Origin of the sequence: Paenibacillus aurantiacus (assembly GCF_042431225.1) — a bacterium.
In the GTDB taxonomy this organism is placed as follows: domain Bacteria; phylum Bacillota; class Bacilli; order Paenibacillales; family Paenibacillaceae; genus Paenibacillus_Z; species Paenibacillus_Z aurantiacus.
Map to the genome: position 1 here is coordinate 84394 of NZ_JBHMDO010000053.1, position 17487 is coordinate 101880.

Below are 17487 nucleotides of genomic sequence, written 5' to 3' on the forward strand. Positions count from 1 at the left end.
CCGTGGTACTTCCACAGGACGTTTTCCTTATCCTGACGGTATTGCCCCTCCCCCCTCTCTACCCAACTTTCCCGAACAAGGTGCATGGCCGCTTCGACTGACTAATCGTCCCACGGTGCGTAAGCGCACAACGAATTCCGGGCCTGTCCGCGCGACAGATGCGCGCTTGGATCGGCAGAACGCCAAAAACGCCGGGGGCACAAGTCCCCCGGCGTTTTTGGCGATAGTCCGCGATTACTTCGCGAGCAAATTATACAGCACCTGCGCCGCTTGCGCTCTCGTCGTCACGCCCTGCGGATTGAGCTTGCCGTCGCTGCCGGTCAGGATGCCTCCCGCCACGAGCGCTTCGACTGCTTCCTTCGCATAGCCGGATACTAGATTAGCGTCGCTGAAGCTGGCCAGCGAAGCTTGCGTCGATGCCGAAGGCAATCGATCCAGCGTCTTCAGCGTGCGGTAGAGCAGCGTGGACAGTTGCTCGCGCGTAATGGACGTGTTCGGCTCGAACCGGTTGCCGCTGTCGCCCGTCGCGATGCCGAGCTGCTTGGCTGCCGCAAGATAACCCGTGTAGTACGCGCTTCCCGCGTCGACGAAGTTATCCGCGCCTGCGGCCGCCTCTTCGATGCCGTAGGCTTTGAGCAGCAGCACGAGGAACGCGCCGCGCGTCAGTTCGGCGTTCGGGCTGAAATGGCTCGCGTCCGTGCCGCCCGTAATGCCGCGTGCCGCCAGGTATTGAACGGCTTGATTGTACCAAGCCGAAGCCGGCACATCCTTGAACGCGGCTGCGCTTGCTTGCGGCACCGTTATTGTCGCCGCTTGACCCGCGTCATAAGCTACGGTCGCCGGCGTCTTCGGCAGCTTCTCCGGCGTCGTGACCGGCCCTTGATAGCCGTTCTTCGCCGCATAGCGAACCGAGTAGGCACCCGCCGCCAAGTTCTTGATCGCTTCGCCGTTCGTCGCTTGATAAGCCGAATCCGGCGCGCCTTCCGCTTTGTACTCCAGCAGCTTCCCGGATGTGCCGAGGATCTCGCCGTCGCTCGCTCCTGCAGCCGTCGGCGCAATCGCCGTAAGTCCTGCCGGCACGGCTTCCAGACGACCGTAGAGCGCATCCAGCGCTTCCGTCAGCGACTTATGGTTGAAGCCGTCGGCAATGCCATTGCCGAACACGTAAGCTGGGTCTACGTTCGAGCTCGTGCCGGTCCAAGAATACATAAGTTCCACGTGGCCGAGAATCGGCGCTTTCGTGCCGTCCGCGTTCAGGTTGCTTTTGTTGTACGCGAACAGGAAAGGAACTTGCAGGCGGTCCGCCTTCACGGTTTGGCCCGCGTCGTTCACGTACGTGATTTGGGCCGGCGGCGTCGCCGATTTGTTCTGCGTCTTGATGTTCGTCAGGTATGTCGATACAAGGTCGCCGTACAGCTTCGCGTAATCGTGATTGTTCGCGCGAACTTGCAGCTCGTCGTTGTTATGCGGATGCGTGCTGCTGGCGACGTCAACCCCTGCCGTCAGCTTCGTATCCCACAGATAGACTTTATCTACGCCATGCTTCTTGGCGTATTCGCCGATGAAACGGATATCCGCTTGCGTATTCGGGCACCAGGAGCCGCCGAAGAGGAAGACGTAGTTGCCTTCGCTTGCCAGGATGCGGGTCAGCTGGTCGTACGTGACGTGCTCGAATACGTCGTAATTGTCCACGCCTTTGGTGAAGATCGTCACTTTCTTGTCCGTGCCGCCCGTAGCGGGATCGTACTTCGGATTCTCGCTCCAGAACGTTTGGTTGAACGCATTGCCGATGAACTCCCAGCTCGTCAGCGCATCATAATCAGCTGCCGGCACTTTGCTCAGTACAGCTTGCACTTGCGCTTTGTAAGCGGCGGCTTTGTCCGCGTTCGAGAAATAAGAGGCGTCGTACGTCGTACCTTCCGCGCTGCCGTGCTTCTCTAGAGAAGCGATGATCGGCGCGCTCGCCGTGCCGTTCTTATTGTCCTTGTTGTAGACGAACAGGAACGGAGCCTGGATCTTGCTCGCCGTGACCGCAGCGCCATCATTGGTGTAGCTGACGTTATGATCGGCATTGCCGTCGGTTTTGTTATAGAGAGTCGTGAGATTGGTCAAATACTTGTTCACCAGATCTACGTAGTAGTGCGCGTATTTGTTCTTGCTGTCGGCGATGTCGAGCGACTTGCCGTCCAGCTTCGGATCGAAGTTGTAAATGGTCTTGATGCCGTACGCCTTGGCGGTCTCGTTAATATAGCCGATATCCGCCTGCGTCTCCGCGCTCCACGCGCCGCCGAACAGGATGGCGAAGGTGCCTTCGCTCTTGAACAGCGTCACCAGATCCTCGTAAGTGGCAGTCTTGAACACGTGGCTGTCCGCGTTCTTCAAGCTCGCGTAAGCATCCTTGAAATAATCGAAGTGGTCCGTCTTGCCGCCGGCCGTGCCGGATACGACCGACGCGGCGCCAACGCTCGCGGCGGGTACGATCAGGAATAAGGCCAGCAGCAGTGCGGCGAATCGGGTTAATCGGGAGGTGGCTTTCATGGATAGGTCCCCGCTTTCTCTAATTGTTCTTCTTCAATAGCGTGAAAGTTATTCTTACGGCGGCGTACCGTTCGAAGATTAGCAGTCTTCTTCGCTCGTCGCCCCGCCGGAAGGAGCGGTCGTGCCGGAAGCAGGCGCGCTGTCGGTTGTCGCCGGCGCGGCTGCCGGTGCCGGCGCGCTCTCCTGCGCCTTCGGCTCGGCTTTAGGTGCGGCTGCAGGCGCAGCCGTTGCTTCTGCGGTTGGCTTGCTCGCTTCCTTGGCCGCCGGTTCGGCTGCCTTCGGCGCTTTCGCAGCCGGAGCCGAAGCCGCTGCTTTCGGCTGCGCGGAGGCAGCTGCCTTCGACGCGGTGGACGATGTGCCCGCTGCGGCAGCGGCAGGAGCTTTCGCCGGCGCGGCTTTGGCTTCTGCCTTCTCGTCAGCTGCAGGCGCGGCCGTCTTGGCAGCTGGCTTGGCTGCTTCAGGCTTCGCCGCATTCACTGATTCTGAAGCCGGCTCGGCTGCCGCAGAATTCGCGGAAGATGCTTCTTCCTTCGCTACCGGCGCGGCCGCCGGCTGGCTTGCGGGTGCGGCTGCTGCCTTCTCATCCGACGCCTGTGCCGTCTCCGGCGCGGCCACCGGCTCTACCGTCGGTGCCGAAGCAGCTGCCGATTCCGCAACCGGCGCGGATACGACGTTCGTTGCCGCTGCGCTCGCGGCGGATGGAGCCGCAGCTTGGCTTCCGGCCTGCTGGCCGGACGTAACGGGCGCAGCGGCGGGAGTCGTAACCGCTTCTTCGTCCGGCGACTTATTGGCCGATACGGCGGCATAAGTCGAGAACGCATATAATACCGCTGCAACGAGCAGGGATAAGCTTAATTTCGATTTCGCGGGCTTTTTCATGAGCGAGCACATCCTTTGTCCGAAGGGTAATGAGTTCGGATAAAAAAAGAAGATCCAACGGAACGCGCATGGCGCGCTTCCCGTTGGATCTCTGGCGGTCCAGTAGATCTCTTCCGATATTCATCCGACTAAGTTAGACCTAATTGTAGGTGCGTTTTGACAGACTGTCAATGATTTTTTGTTAATTTCACATCGACTTAGTCGGAATTGCTCCTTGTAGGCAACATATGCTTTATTTCCCGGCATCTTATGCGCGATGTAATCGCCCGCTCCGTGCTTGCTCGTTTAAGAAACATCGGTTATCCAAAAAATGTATGGTCGCTTACGACACGGTTCTCATCATCAAGTATGAGAAAGACTGTTGCATTAACGACTGCTTCATCAGCGCCGTTTACCGCTTGAAAGCTAAATTTCACGGCGTTGTTATTGCGGCCGATCGTGTTGTCGAGTACACGAAATCTCAAGCCATTCTCTACGAGGTCTTTATGGATGAATGCAATATGTGTTTCGATGTCGGCATGTCCATGGATCTGCAGTGTTTGAGGCTGGGCAATTGAGACCGTCGCATGGTCACTCAACAGCTGAGATGCTAGTTCGTGTCGGCGAGCTTCGTCTGTCGTACTCCAGAGTTCCTTATAGAGTTGGACGAGATCCTCTGTCTTGATAGGTGTTGACATAAATAATACCCTCCCGTGATTGTTTAATTCTTCTAGATACCATGACCACAAATTGAGGTCTCACTCCATTCAACTGTTCATCAATGCCTGCCGCTGAACCGTTTGATCGCTTCCTCGGTTACCGGCGCGAAGAGATTAACCAGATTGCCGTCGGGATCGCGAAACAGCATAGTACGGTTCCCCCATGGCATCGTGGTTGGTTCCTTTACCCATTCGTCGACAAATGGCTTTAAGCGTTCGTATTCGGCATCGACATCGTGAACGTGAAACTCAAGGATGACAGAGCGATTGTTGGCCGCCACTGCGGAACCGACGCCGAACAGTTCCACCGTCTGGGTGTGGCCGATCGCCAGGGTGCTTGATGGCACAACGAATTCGGCAAAGACGGGCGCGGGGCGTTCCGCCGAAACACCCATGACTTTCTCATAGAACTCGACGAGACGATCCACGTCGTCGGTAATGATGCGTACAGAAGCAAAATGCATGTATTCCCCACTCCTTCATGTTACTTACTCCGATTATAAAAAAACGCTACTGACAACAGTGTGTCAGTAGCGTTTTCATTTTTTTCGGACTTACTCCCGAATTCGACTTCGGAATGCGCCAGTACACGATACGGATCCTTGAACACCAACATCGTCTTCGCTCTTCATCAAATACGGATAAAGTAAAATAAGGCCCGCCACGTACAGCGCGAAGACGAAATATGCCGGCAGCAGATGAACAAAGTCGGTGTAGCCGATGCTAAGATGAATCCCCAAGCCCGCGATGAACCCGGGCGCTCCGCCCGCAAGCAAGGTCCACCACAGCCACCGCGCTCCCTGCTGCAAGCCCCAGAGCGCCAGAATGAGAATCATGACGGCATCCGCCAGCAAAGCGCCCCCGAAGCCCGCCCGGTCGTGGGCGATTAGCGGGACGAGGCGCGGATTGATGAGGTCGAGCGCTTCGCGCGTCAGCCCCAGATAGCGGAGATCCTGCGGCACGAACACCTCCGTAACGCCGACGGCGGCGATGACAATCCCGCCGATGCACAGCGAGAAGCCGACCATGATGAAACAAAGCTGTCCCCAGAGGGACCGTCTCCATACCTTGCCGCCCCGCAGATTCACCGGCCCCCGGTAAGGACGATCGGGGTTGCGGCGCAACGCCAGCAGGAACATCGGGAACAGCACGACCGCCGCCGCGGCATGCAGCGGATCGAAGAAGCCATAACCCAAATAAAGGAAGAAGCTCGGGAAACCGGCGGCCCCGGACACTAGCACCGCCGTCTTCGCCCAATGTAAGCCGTACCGAAGTCCGTGCTTCGCCAGCCGATAATACAGGATGCCGATCGAGATCATTGTGCCGGCGAGCGTGATCCGGTCATGCGACATGAAATGCAGCAAATGCGGGGCAATCGCGTTCACCTCGCCGCCGGTCATGCCGAGGAAGTCCTCATCGTATGAAAGCAGTACGGTGCTCGTCGCGATATGCCATGCGATGAGGCCGCCGATGATCATGCCGATACCGAGCAGGCACATCCAACCCCAATTGCGCCAGAAAGGCGGATCGTTCTCAGAATTGGGCGCATCCGCTAGCTTGCGATGCTGCACGGCTTCGTTGACCCGCTTCGGCAGTCCCGGTCCCGCATAGACGAAGCCGCTGTGGAGCAGTACATAATCGGCCCCCGCGTCCATCAGTTCCAGCGCGTCTGCGGGTTCATGTACGCCCGCCGAAGCTAGCAGCGCGGGTGATCCCGCCGCTTGCGACCGGATGAGCGCCAATTTCGCCAGACAAGCGGCCTTGCCGCCGCGGCCGACTATCGCGTCTTCCCCGCCGCTTATGGCGTCCCCAATGACGAATCCGCTCCAGCAGGACGGATCGGCGGCTTGCAGAAGTTCCGTTACCCAACGGTCCGGAAGATCAAGCGGTACGTAAAGCAAGCACGGTTTGGCTAGATTTCGCCCGGTTAGAGAAGCCGTCAACCGACTGACGATATCAGCGTTGTCCTCCTTGCTTCTTCCCGCCGACACGCCCTCGATCACGAGTGCGGCAACGCCGCTCTCGCCTCCGAACCTATCCAGCAGCGCTTCGAGCTCCTCGATCGTCTGCGCCCGATCCGCATTCGGCGAAGGGGCGACTCGCGCGAACTGCGGCAGCCCATGATCGGGCGTCCGCATGCGTCGGAGCGCCGCCTCGGCACCCTCGTTCTCGTAAGCGCTCGGGTACACGATCGCCTCTTCTCCTACATCCACTCGAATCGGTGTCTCGTGTCGAATCGGGCTCGGCGTAATCGGACCTACTTCCACGAAGCCGAAGCCGAGCTGGGACAGGGCGCGCGTCGCGAGATGCTCGGGATCGACCGCGCCGGACAAGCCGACCGGCGTCGCCAGCTTGAGGCCTGCGAACGTCGTCGCCAGCACCGGGGAGGGCTCCATATGGCCCAGCGTCTTAATAAGCAGCGTACCGCCAGGAAGCCGGCTCACGGTTCCCATTGCACGAAGCGTAAGTCCGCGGGCGGCCCGTGCGGGTAGACGGAATAGCAGCGGACGGAACAAGGTTTGATAAGACCAATCGGGCATGGATGCATATCCCTCCTCTCGCGATAACGCTGGTTCGCTTCGCGCACGCAGCCATCGTTAGCCCGAATCTGCCCTATTGCCCGTCTCTTGCCGGGCCGAACCGCTTGATTGAGCGGATCTTGGCCCGCTCCGCTTCGACTTCACGGTTACGCGGCTCGGCCGTCGTCACGAGGGAATCCAGCAGCTTCTGCGCCGCCGCGGTAACCTCCTCGACCGCGAGCTGGAACGCTTCCTCATTCGCCTTCGACGGCTTGTTGAAGCCGGACAGCTTGCGCACGAATTGAACGGCCGCGGCCCTCACTTCGTATTCGCTGGCCGCCGGATCAAAGTTGAACAATGTTTTAATATTGCGGCACATGGGCTTCTTCCTTTCTTGTTTGGCGAATCTGGCCATTGTCCCGCCTGATTCGGGGCATAAATAAAAGCACGACGACCTTCGTCGCCGTGCTTTTTGACCGTTGGCCTCTTGCAGCCTAGAATAACACTTCGTTCGTGACGCGGTAAATGAGCAACGCGCACTCTTTTCTCGTCGCCGCGGCGTTAGCGCGGAATTGGAACGGATCGTTCGCTTGTCCGATCAGCTTCGCCTGGCTCGCTTCCACATAGTACGATTTTGCCCAATTCGAGAGGTTCGGTATACCGGCCGCTGCGTCATCTCCGCTTGTCGGCGCATTCGCGCTGTAGCTGGCGTAACGCATCGCTTTCACCAGCATGGCCACCATCTCTTGATGGGTAATCGTCTGATTCGGCCTGAATTTGCCTTCCATATCCCCGTCGATAATGCCCGCCGCCGAAGCCGCCAAGACGTAAGGGGTGTACCAGCCGTTCGCTGCCACGTCCTTGAATTTGCCCGGATTGTCAGCGTCCGTCTGAATGCCGAGCGCCTTGACCAGCATTGTGGCGAACTCGGAGCGCGTCACGTTATTCTCCGGCTTGAACGTGCCGTCGGGCAGGCCGTTAATGACCGCCCGGTTCGCTAAGGCTTGGATGCCGGCGGCAAAGGCGGAATCGCTCGGCACGTCCTTGAACGTCTTCTTGTTGCGTACGACCGCATAGGTCGAGTTCCCTTTGCGGTGCAGCGAGGCGATGATCTGTCCATCCCGACGCTCGAATGTGGCCGGGACCGGCAGAAGCGTCCTTGTCGCGGGATCGAACATGAAGCCCGCCAGCTCGTCCAGCGGCACGTCTCCCGCGGAAATCGTCAACGTGTGATTGATGTAACGCGAGAAGCGATCTACGACTTCGCTGTCCGTCCCGTTGCTGACCGTAATCTCGAAGGTCATGGCCGACCCGATCAGCTGGCCGTTCGCCGGCAAGGCGCTCTTCACGCCGCTCGTATCTGATTCGTTGGCGGCCTTGATCGTGATGCTAACATCTTTCGCATCCTTCACTTTGCCGAGTGCTTCCGTCAACGATTGCGCATCGATGGTCCACGAGCCGGATGGCGCGCTCAGTTCCAGTTTAGCTTGATTGTTCCCGTTCAGCGCATTGCGAAGATCTGCCGCCTGTAAGCGGAAATTGACGCTGGACTCGCTGCTCTCGCTTTTGAGAAGAAGCGTCCCCGACTGCTTGAAGGCTTCCTTCTCCATGCCGGCTTTGATGTCGTCGGCTTTGATATCCACGTTGGCGCCTGCTGGATTAGCCGAATTTCCGGCTCCGCTCCCGCCAGGGACCGAAGGCGCCGGCACGGTAGGCGTCACTCCGCCTCCGCCGCCTCCGCCGCCACCGCCGCCTGGTGCCGGTATAATCGGTCCCGGTCCCGGAATGGCGCCACCGCCGGTGGATCCACCGCCATTAACAGCCGGAATGGTGATCAGCGTGCCCTCGTTCTCGAATCTGCCCGGCATCGTTCGGGTTACGAGCAACTTCGCGCCGGGATTGCCCAGATTTTGAATCTCGATAGTGAGGGAGCTGGCCCCCGTATTGACAATCCCTGTCCCGATCAGACCATTCTGGTTGTAGACATTAATGCGGTCGCCCTGTGAAACGCGCGACACGGTCACCTTATCGGCCAGGTATTGGTTCTTCACAATCACGATGTCGCTTGAGGCAAGCTCCGGGGTGATAAAGTCGTCGAATATCAGGTATTGGTAGACCGGCGCCTCAGATTGATCTCTTTCGTGCACAAGCGCCAACCCGAAGGCTGCACCGGCTATTTCCGTCTTTGGCAAATCGAAGCTATACTTCGTCTCCCCGCCGTCAAACGAGGCAATCTTCTCGGTCGGTCCGTCTTCGCCCAGCCAATAAAGCGAGTAGACCGCCTGCGCATCCGCATTCGGAATCGTCCAGCTGACCGTTCCTTGCACATAGCGCGCATCCGTGTTCACATCGGAAAACTTCAAGGTATCGGCAAAATAGGCAGGTACATCCCAAATGAGGCCTTTGCCTACGCCAAGCTCGACGCCCTCGCTAGATAACGAGACGACGCCTATGTATTTAGCGCCAGCTGGGATTGGCGTAGCCGAAAATTTATATGCGTAGTGACCGTTCTCTAACATTCTGTCCCATGACGCTTGAAGCTGGCCGACCCGCTCGCTTTGGGCATTTAGAAAGTAAAACGCATAGTTGCCGATCTGTTGAACAGGAGCAAAGGACAGATACCCCTCTACTTGTCCGGCAATCTCGCCCATATCGGTAAGCGTGACTTCCTTCGGCGTGAATTTTTCCGTGAAAGCCTTGCGGATCGCGTCAATGCCATCATATTTCTGAAGCTGCATGCCGGACAGGATGAAAATCTCTCCTTCGGCCGATACATACGCATCCATGACTTCCGCCGGGTATTCGGCTGCCTTCACGTACGTGTCCCGGTTATAAACGGCCTTCTGCCCGAACACCAGCCCGCCCCTGGCATACAGCACCTGCTCGGGATAAGTGCCCAACACCGAACCCAACGCCTTTATATCCATTCTCTGCCGGTTGAAATATAGATCGTCCCCGTCCACGAATAGGTTTCCGCCGGAAGAACCATAATTGAACGGAGTTGCTTGGGTGAACGCCAGCGTCTCTGGGTTGACTTTGTAGATTGCCCCGGATGCACTGGTATACAGCGTATTGTCTGGCGCATTGTAGAAGATGGCGCCATAGTCGGGATTAAGCGCATGATTCCCTTGCTCGAACACGCGCCGATCTGTCACCCCGTCAGTCGCGTGTAAATAATAGAACGTATCCTCGCCCCAATATAGAATGCGGCCGCTGGATGGAAATACCTTATGAGGGTTGGAGGCCGTCTTGATCCGTTGAACCCCTGCATCCAAGGACGCCGCTTCGACGACTCCGATGAAGGTTTCGCCGCCGAACGCAATATACAGCTTGCCATTTCGCAAGGCGATATGTTCAGGCTTGGAGCCGATATACCGTTTGGACGCAATTGATAAATCCGTCTTGCTGATCGCGATCAGCTCATTGGTCTCGGAAGAAACGCCATACAAGTAAGGCGAGGCGTCCTCGGTCACCCAGCTATCGACTTTGTGACTACTAACGATCTGGCCGTCCGCCGCCGGCGAGAACGTAACCGTTGGCAGCGGCGACGCTAAATTCAAATCGTAAGCTTCAATCGGCCCCCCGGACGGAAAAGACGCTTGGAGGTACACGCGGCCGTTCTTGCCGATTAGCGCCTTGTCCGCTTCGTATGGATAAGACGCAACCCGGAGATACCGCTCCTTATCGTATAGCCCTTGCGAGGTCGCGACGTAAGCTCCATTCATATCCATAATGGATGAGATCAGGTAATTATATGAACCTTCTCTAGGATATGCGCCGTAAATCACGGCGAGGTCGGCGCCATCCAATCTGGATCCCCCGAAGAACACATCCTTGCCATCCGTCAAAATCATCGGATACGGGAAGCCGAACCCGTAATTGCCGTCATACGTGCTATCGCTTACCTTCCGATTGGCTTCATAGTCGAAGGCGATAAGATCCGACCCTGAACTGCCGGTCTCCCCAACATATAACAGATGACGGTTCTCGTCCGCCCTTAGTACCGGTCCACTCATGTAGCTAACCGGAAGAGACGAACTAATGCCCGTTGACCGTTCCAACTTGAACACTTGATTCTGAAAACCATAGGAATCCCCATTAATGTAAAAAATATAATCCCGCGTCGCCGCAAGCCGAAGCGGTTTAACCGTCGTCGCCAGCTGGGCGCCCAACGACCGGGATGTTGTATCGACGGTCTGAATGAACGAAGCCCCCGAGAGCGCAATAAACAGCTGGTCGCCGTATTGCTCGATATCCGATGGCTGCGAGCCGACGAGCAGTTCCTTCTCGATCGCCAGCGTTTGCCCGTTGATCACGTACAATTTATTCGCATTGCTCGAAATGGCATAGATGGCGTCCGCTGCGCCGTCATATACCCAATCGGTCAGCGTGGCGCCCAGCGCTAACGTACCGGCAGGCCTTACGGTCGAAGCCTCCGCATCCGCGTGAGCGGTTCCCACAACCGACGACTGTAGTCCCGAGAAGGGAGCACCCAACGTCACCGCCAGCATTAAACATAATAATCGTGCAAAAAAACGCTTCTTTCCCGACAAATAAGACATATACGACCCCCACAATGACATAAAATTGTCCTTCTCATATAAATTTCGATAACTAGGACTATATCCCTGTTTATTTTTTCTGTTTAAACATGAAATTTTGTTAAGCATGGTCACGGCAGACACAGCGAGCAACTATATGTCGCAACCTACAGCCGAAAAAAGGCGAGCCGTTACGGAATCCGAACGGCCTCGCCTTAACTCGTCTGCAATCTGTCCGGTTCTCGCCGGATTTTAGGTTAACGGTAATACGAGAGTACCCAGCAGACGCCGTTCCGGTCGGTGACGATGGCCAGCAAGCCGTTGAACGGCGCTTCGTATGCCTCCGTGTTGATCATCCCACCGGCTGCGAATTGCTCATACACATGCCGAAATGCCGCCTCGTCGTCGAGCTTCAGGAACACGCGCACGTAGTCGCCTTTACCGGTCGGCTTCGCTGCCTGCGTATCGGCGAACTTCAGCGTCGCGCCTTCGAGATGAAGATCCGCGTTCCATACGTCCTCGCCCTGTTTGCGCAGAATCGAAATTTCCCCGCCAAGAATACGCTGATAAAACTGGATCTCGTCCTTGCAGTTGTCCACCACGATAAACGGAAGTGCTATCATATTCATCATTCCTCCCCGAGATTATGTGAATCACTCTCTTAAGCTCACTGTCATTCGAACGCGGCGACTGTCCTTCGCGTTACTTCCACAAGCCGTCGGTCCGCACTGCACGCGCTTCCCGGCGCGTGGTGCCATCGCGGCATGCGGTGCTCGGTCACACTTCGGCGGTCAACCTCGTGCTGTACCGCGGCCTTCCGCTAAGAGTGCATTCTTCGCAAGCACCAACCTGCGCACTCATACGCACCTGTCTCGTCACTCCCCGTGCATACGCTACTCGCTTAAGTTCCGAAGCACCGTCTTGAGCAGGCCCATCATGACCTCGTACTGCTCGTCGCTGATGCCCTGGCGGGTCTTGCTCTTCACACGGTCCAGCGCCTGCTGCACTTTCGGTACCACATCGCGCCCCGCTTCCGTCAGATACAGCAGCTGGTAGCGATTGTCGGCCGGATCGGCTTCCCGCCGCACATAACCCTCGGCCTCCAGTTTGGCGATCGCCTTAGCGGTCGTCGTCTTGTCGATCAGCAGCTTCTCGCTCAGCGCCTTCTGCGTCGTCGCCTCTTGGTACGCAATCGCCATCAGGAAAATATATTGCCCGCTGCCGATCCGGTATGGCGCCAGCTCGGACGAAATCAGCACCTGCATATGGCGATAAATCGCCGAAATGTATTGGCCATGGGATTCGGAAGCTCCCCGGCTCGCAGGCGTCCATCCGTTCTCCATCTCGATTACCTCCTAAATAGGATGTCATTGCAACTAATTGCATTGTATGCGAAATAGGATGCTATTGCAACTATTTTAATTATCACGCCTTGAAATTTTATTAATGTAAAGTTTATCTTACATGGTGTATACTTTATATTACATCCAGCATATCCATAACTATTCCTATATCCACACGATCGTGGCCCTTTGAAAGAACGACGCTCCTTCCTGCCAATCGCTCGCCGCTCCCACCCCATACCTTCATCAAACGCGGAGGAAACGTTCTTCATCGCGAATAGCCGTGCAATCGATAACTTAAGGAGGAATATGAATGAAAGCTATCGTCTGTCCCACATACGGATCGCCGGATGTTCTATCGCTCCGGGACGTCGCCATCCCCTTGCCTGCTGACAATGAAGTCCGCATTCGTATTCATGCGGCTGTCGTCACGCCTGCGGACTGCGCCTTTCGCAAGGCCGACCCCGCTGCGATCCGGCTCATGTACGGGCTAGCCAGACCGAAATATCCGATCATCGGGGTCGAGCTGGCCGGGGTAATTGAATCCATCGGCAAAGACGTCACGCAGTTCAAGACAGGCGACTGCATATTCGGCATCAGCCCGAGACGGTTCGGCGCGTACGCGGAGTATGTGTGCCTGCCGGAGGATGCGCCGCTAGTCGTCAAGCCGGCTAACCTGACCTTCGAAGAAGCCGTTGGCATTTGCGACGGGGCGCTAACCTCGCTTATTTTCCTCCGTGATGTCGCCAAGATACAGCGCGGCCAGTCCCTTCTCGTGAACGGCGCTTCCGGCGCGGTTGGCGCCTATGCGGTACAGCTGGCTGCCTTTCTCGGCGCTGATGTGACGGGGGTATGCAGTACGCCGAATGTGGAGCTTGTCCAATCGCTCGGAGCCAGGCAGGTGATCGACTATACGCAGTCCGATTTCACCCGAAGCGGTCCGTATGACGTGATATTCGATGCGGTAGGCAAAAGCTCGTTCTCGCGATGTAAACAAACACTCCATCCAGGCGGGACATATCTCTCGACCGTTCCAACGCCGGCCATGCTGTTCCAAGCAGCTTGGACCTCGATCGGCACCGGCAAGAAAGCGAAATTCACCGCAGCCGGTCTCCGGCAGAACAAGGAGAATCTCCTCTTCCTGAAAACGTTGGCCGAGTCGGGCGGCATTCGGCCGGTCATCGACCGGCGTTACCCGCTGGAACGAATCGTCGATGCGCATCGCTATGTTGAAACGGGGCGTAAACGGGGGAATGTGATTATTACGGTGGAGGATTAAAGTAGCCTGATGCGGGATGGATGCGTTAGAATAAGGTACAAATCTCGTGAAAAAGGCGGTGTTTGGCGCGCTCCCTGCACGGGCGGCGCGCCGCAGATCATGTCCAACCGAATGGATCCCCGTGTCGTGCGCACCCGCCGGCTGCTGCGGAATGCCCTATTCGATCTGCTGAAAGAGAGGGATATCCAGCAAGTCACGATTCGGGATATCGCGGAACGGGCGAAGGTCAAGCGGCCTACGTTCTACCTGCACTACACCGATAAAGATGCGTTCGTTCTTCAATGCATCAGCGACATTCTGGACGAGCTCCGCGTGGCGGTCGGCTTCGATCCGCCCTTCGCTCACGACTTTGCGGCCAGCGAGCCCCATCCCGTGTTCGTACGCATGTTCCGGCATATCGCCGATCACTATCCGATCTATTCGGCCTTGCTCGTCCGCAATCGGATACCGGCATTCGCGGAGGGTTTGCTTGCTGTCTTGCACGAGTTCGTGCAGTCGGGCATCGACAAGACGGAGCCCGACGACGCCAACCTGACCGCTAACCGGGAAGTCATTGTCAAGTTCGTCGAGTCCGCCTTCCTCGAAGTCATCGTCTGGTGGGTGGAGAAGGGCATGCCCTATTCGGAGGAGAATATCGCCGCGCAATTGATGAACTTATCGCTGCACGGTCCTTACAAGCGAAATCCGATCCGGCTCGAGAGGCGCGGATCGGATTCGTAAACGTCCGGCCGCGCGTCCGCGGCCGGATTTATTTTTGTATTACAGAGCGGTCCATCCGCCATCGATGACCAATTCCGCGCCCGTCATGAAACGCGATTCGTCCGAAGCGAGGAAGAGCACGCCGTAAGCGACGTCTTCCGGATTGCCGAAGTAAGGCAGCTGCGTGAACGTCTTGTAGAACGGCAGTGCTTCCTGGAACGACGGCGCCGTCATCGGCGTCTCGATAATGCCGGGATGCACCGAATTGACGCGAATGCTCTTCTTCGCGAATTCGACCGCGGCCGCCTTCGACAACGAACGGAGCGCGCCCTTCGCCGCCGTATAAGCGCTGGAGCCCGCCATGCCAACGATGCCGCCAATTGACGAGATGTTGATGACCGAGCCAGCCCCCGCTTTCTCCATCTCCGGAATCGCATGCTTCATGCCGAGCACGCAGCCGTTCAGGTTGATGCTCATCACCTGGTCCCACTTCTCCATATCGATCCCGCTCGCGAGCGTCATCGTGGAAGCGATGCCGGCATTGTTGACGAGAATGTCGACTTTGCCGTATTTCTCAACCGTCTGACGCACGACCGCCTTCCAATCTTCCTCCGAAGCTACGTTATGCGCCAATGCCATTGCTTCTCCGCCCTCGTTCAGGATCTCCTGCACGACTTCCTGCAGAGCCTCGGCCTTTAGATCGGTCGCAACTACTTTCGCGCCTTCGCGCGAAAACAGCTTCGCTTCCGCCGCTCCCATACCGTTCGCCGCGCCCGTAATAATCGCGACTTTGTTGTCCAAACGTCCCATAGCCATACGCCTCTTTTCCATGTCTATTGTTCCTAAGAGTTGGGCGCCCGAACTCTATTATACGCCTATGGGTCTAATTTGTGAAGTTATTGACTTCGTGTCATTTAAGTTTCAGAGATCATGCTCAACATGAGAAGCTTGCCTGGCCCTTAGGTGAACAGAAAAGCCAAAAGAGGGCTGCAACAGACTGCTTGCTCGCAATCTGTCGCAGCCCCCGAGCCCGCGCCTGACGCAGATTCTCGGCCCTAACGCTTCTACAGGTTCAGCCAATCGGTCCCACACTACACTTTGAAGGTCTGAATGACCTCTTCCAGTTCTTCGGCCATGGTGCTCAAGGTTTCGGCCGAGGCGGTAACCTCCTGCATCGAGGCGGTTTGCTCCTCTGCCGCTGCGGCGACATTTTGCGTGTTAGCCGCCGCCTGTTCGGCAATTAGAGCGATTCCCTCCAATGTCCCGGCCATAGACTTCGCGCTGACCCGGGCCTGGTCCGTTACCAACGAGACCCCCTCCGCCTCGGATGCGATAGTGGCTACCGCGGTTGAAATCAGCGCAAACGACTGCCCTGCTTCCTCAAAGAGGGAAATTCCCCCACTGATAATGGATCCACTTTCATGTATGGCTTCCGTTGTTTCCTTGGTAACATGTTGAACCTCTTCGATCCGGCTCCGGATTTGTCCGGCAGCAGCATTGGATTGTTCGGCAAGCTTCCGGATTTCCCCCGCTACTACCGCAAAACCGCGTCCCTGCTCTCCCGCTCTTGCCGCTTCAATTGACGCATTCAACGCAAGAAGATTGGTTTGACTCGCAATCTCCTTAATGATGTCGATAATCCCGCCAATCTCGGTCGCTTTTTGTTCCAGCGATACGACGCTGCCGGCGATCTGCGCCGACGCGGACCGGACCTTGTCCATATGCTCGATCGCGTTGGTAACAACCCGTCTGCCCTCCGCTGTTGTATGGTTCGCCTCCTCCGTCAAATCGGCCACCTTTGCGACAGCTTCCGCGGCCTCATCCATCCGACCCACCATATTTATGGATTCCTGCATGGCCTTCGCGGTATCGGCTACCTGCCTTTCCGTTCCAATAGCAACCTCCTGCATAGAGGTAGCAATCTGTTCCGATGCCTTTCCCGTCTGTTCCGAACTTGCCGACAAATCGGAGGATGTGGAAGCAACACGTCGGGTATTGCCCTGTACTACATGCACAAGGTCTCTTATATTCTTCTTCATGACTTCGAAGGATTCAGTTAGCTCTCCTAACTCATCTTTATTCTTCACGTTGACCCTCTCGCCGGTAAGATCGCCTTGCGCAATCCTTCTTGCAGCCGCAACGAGAGCCAGTACCGGCTTACTGATATTCCGGGAAATCCAGAGGCCGATGATCGCCGCCAAAACTACGCTTGCTGCGCTTACGAGTATAACCGTTAAAATCACCCGTTTTACAAGCGCTTTATTCTGGGCGCTTCCTTCCTGCATAACCTTTGCCTGCTCCTGCGTAAGCTTGTCCGCAAGCGTACTAATTTCGCGGGACATGGGCACTAACGTATCGCTTGCAATCCGTTTCGCTTCCGTCGGATTTGCAGCCGCCGCCGCGACAACCTGCTCCGAGACCTTTTCATATTCTTTGTTTATCTCAGAAATTTGGGTTGCCATCTTCTTGATTTCAGCTCTTCGAATGAGCGGGCTAGTCTCCTCTACCTTGGTTTGAATAGCGTCGATCGCGTCTTGTAACGTATCCGCCGCTCCCTGTTCCCCAATGAGAATACCCCGAAGTCCGGCGACCTGGCGCGCCGCGTTAAACTGAATGTCTTTGGTGTTGCTTAGAATAACCATCCGCCTGTCTACCAAATCGGAGTAGGAATTATTTACCTTTTCGATTTCATATAAGCTAAATCCGCTAACAATGATAAGAAGCAATCCAATGCTTAAGAAACCCGACAACAATTTTTGACCAATTGACTTCACGATGACCCAACTCCTTTAGCTCGATATACCATGATGTAGTGAAATGCAGAACCTATACTCAGCATAGGTTAGTTAGTGATTACTAATCATATTGCTTTTGTAGTTTAGTCCTTTTGTCCGACAAAGTAAATAGGTTTTAGGTCAATTGGACCAAAAAAAATAAAAAAAAAAAGAAAGCCTTCGCTGATGAAGACTTTCTCTTCTTTCCATTGCACCT

13 protein-coding genes are annotated in these 17487 nt (G+C 56.4%); 2 read left to right on the plus strand and 11 right to left on the minus strand.

Annotated features, from left to right (window positions below; translation table 11 throughout):
* Positions 1-234: 234 nt before the first annotated feature.
* From ACFFSY_RS32780 to ACFFSY_RS32820, 9 genes are all read right to left on the minus strand, one after another.
* Positions 235-2538, minus strand: coding sequence for an S-layer homology domain-containing protein (locus ACFFSY_RS32780; RefSeq protein WP_377502429.1), 2304 nt, complete (start codon positions 2536-2538; stop codon positions 235-237).
* Between the two features lie 78 nt (positions 2539-2616).
* Positions 2617-3417, minus strand: a complete 801-nt coding sequence (locus ACFFSY_RS32785) for a hypothetical protein (RefSeq protein ID WP_377502432.1) — start codon at positions 3415-3417, stop codon at positions 2617-2619.
* Positions 3418-3716: 299 nt separating this feature from the next.
* A complete protein-coding gene (locus ACFFSY_RS32790) occupies positions 3717-4094 on the minus strand; it encodes a hypothetical protein (RefSeq protein WP_377502434.1) in 378 nt (125 codons plus the stop codon).
* 80 nt (positions 4095-4174) lie between these two features.
* The gene (locus ACFFSY_RS32795; protein WP_377502437.1) at positions 4175-4579 is read right to left on the minus strand and encodes a VOC family protein; all 405 of its coding nucleotides are present in this window, start codon (positions 4577-4579) and stop codon (positions 4175-4177) included.
* A gap of 90 nt (positions 4580-4669) precedes the next feature.
* Positions 4670-6655 (minus strand): dihydroorotate dehydrogenase, encoded by a 1986-nt coding sequence (locus tag ACFFSY_RS32800; protein ID WP_377502440.1) that lies wholly within the window; start codon positions 6653-6655, stop codon positions 4670-4672.
* Positions 6656-6728: 73 nt separating this feature from the next.
* Positions 6729-7013 (minus strand): DUF2277 domain-containing protein, encoded by a 285-nt coding sequence (locus ACFFSY_RS32805; protein ID WP_377502443.1) that lies wholly within the window; start codon positions 7011-7013, stop codon positions 6729-6731.
* Between the two features lie 115 nt (positions 7014-7128).
* Positions 7129-11145, minus strand: coding sequence for an S-layer homology domain-containing protein (locus ACFFSY_RS32810; protein ID WP_377502446.1), 4017 nt, complete (start codon positions 11143-11145; stop codon positions 7129-7131).
* 287 nt (positions 11146-11432) lie between these two features.
* Positions 11433-11798 carry a VOC family protein gene (locus ACFFSY_RS32815; protein ID WP_377502449.1) on the minus strand — a complete coding sequence of 122 codons (366 nt, stop codon included), beginning with the start codon at positions 11796-11798 and terminating at the stop codon, positions 11433-11435.
* A 270-nt stretch (positions 11799-12068) separates the two neighbouring features.
* Positions 12069-12518 (minus strand): MarR family winged helix-turn-helix transcriptional regulator, encoded by a 450-nt coding sequence (locus ACFFSY_RS32820; RefSeq protein WP_377502452.1) that lies wholly within the window; start codon positions 12516-12518, stop codon positions 12069-12071.
* A 313-nt stretch (positions 12519-12831) separates the two neighbouring features.
* Here ACFFSY_RS32820 and ACFFSY_RS32825 point away from each other — a divergent pair, with 313 nt between their 5' ends.
* Together ACFFSY_RS32825 and ACFFSY_RS32830 are read left to right on the plus strand one after the other, a co-directional pair.
* Positions 12832-13797: an NAD(P)-dependent alcohol dehydrogenase gene (locus tag ACFFSY_RS32825; protein ID WP_377502455.1), complete on the plus strand. Its 966-nt coding sequence runs from the start codon at positions 12832-12834 to the stop codon at positions 13795-13797.
* Between the two features lie 99 nt (positions 13798-13896).
* Complete coding sequence (locus ACFFSY_RS32830) at positions 13897-14517, plus strand: TetR/AcrR family transcriptional regulator (protein WP_377502458.1); 621 nt, start codon at positions 13897-13899, stop codon at positions 14515-14517.
* A gap of 39 nt (positions 14518-14556) precedes the next feature.
* On the opposite strand, the gene ACFFSY_RS32835 is transcribed toward ACFFSY_RS32830, so the two are convergent.
* Positions 14557-15306, minus strand: a complete 750-nt coding sequence (locus tag ACFFSY_RS32835) for an SDR family NAD(P)-dependent oxidoreductase (RefSeq protein WP_377502460.1) — start codon at positions 15304-15306, stop codon at positions 14557-14559.
* 281 nt (positions 15307-15587) lie between these two features.
* Complete coding sequence (locus tag ACFFSY_RS32840; RefSeq protein WP_377502463.1) at positions 15588-17270, minus strand: methyl-accepting chemotaxis protein; 1683 nt, start codon at positions 17268-17270, stop codon at positions 15588-15590.
* Positions 17271-17487 lie beyond the last annotated feature (217 nt).

Bases quoted from the DNA above. Each gene is read 5' to 3' on its own strand.
- ACFFSY_RS32780 (WP_377502429.1), bottom strand. From the start codon at position 2,538: ATGAAAGCCACCTCCCGATTAACCCGATTCGCCGCACTGCTGCTGGCC.
- ACFFSY_RS32785 (WP_377502432.1), bottom strand. From the start codon at position 3,417: ATGAAAAAGCCCGCGAAATCGAAATTAAGCTTATCCCTGCTCGTTGCA.
- ACFFSY_RS32790 (WP_377502434.1), bottom strand. From the start codon at position 4,094: ATGTCAACACCTATCAAGACAGAGGATCTCGTCCAACTCTATAAGGAA.
- ACFFSY_RS32795 (WP_377502437.1), bottom strand. From the start codon at position 4,579: ATGCATTTTGCTTCTGTACGCATCATTACCGACGACGTGGATCGTCTC.
- ACFFSY_RS32800 (WP_377502440.1), bottom strand. From the start codon at position 6,655: ATGCCCGATTGGTCTTATCAAACCTTGTTCCGTCCGCTGCTATTCCGT.
- ACFFSY_RS32805 (WP_377502443.1), bottom strand. From the start codon at position 7,013: ATGTGCCGCAATATTAAAACATTGTTCAACTTTGATCCGGCGGCCAGC.
- ACFFSY_RS32810 (WP_377502446.1), bottom strand. From the start codon at position 11,145: ATGCTGGCGGTGACGTTGGGTGCTCCCTTCTCGGGACTACAGTCGTCG.
- ACFFSY_RS32815 (WP_377502449.1), bottom strand. From the start codon at position 11,798: ATGATAGCACTTCCGTTTATCGTGGTGGACAACTGCAAGGACGAGATC.
- ACFFSY_RS32820 (WP_377502452.1), bottom strand. From the start codon at position 12,518: ATGGAGAACGGATGGACGCCTGCGAGCCGGGGAGCTTCCGAATCCCAT.
- ACFFSY_RS32825 (WP_377502455.1), top strand. From the start codon at position 12,832: ATGAAAGCTATCGTCTGTCCCACATACGGATCGCCGGATGTTCTATCG.
- ACFFSY_RS32830 (WP_377502458.1), top strand. From the start codon at position 13,897: ATGTCCAACCGAATGGATCCCCGTGTCGTGCGCACCCGCCGGCTGCTG.
- ACFFSY_RS32835 (WP_377502460.1), bottom strand. From the start codon at position 15,306: ATGGGACGTTTGGACAACAAAGTCGCGATTATTACGGGCGCGGCGAAC.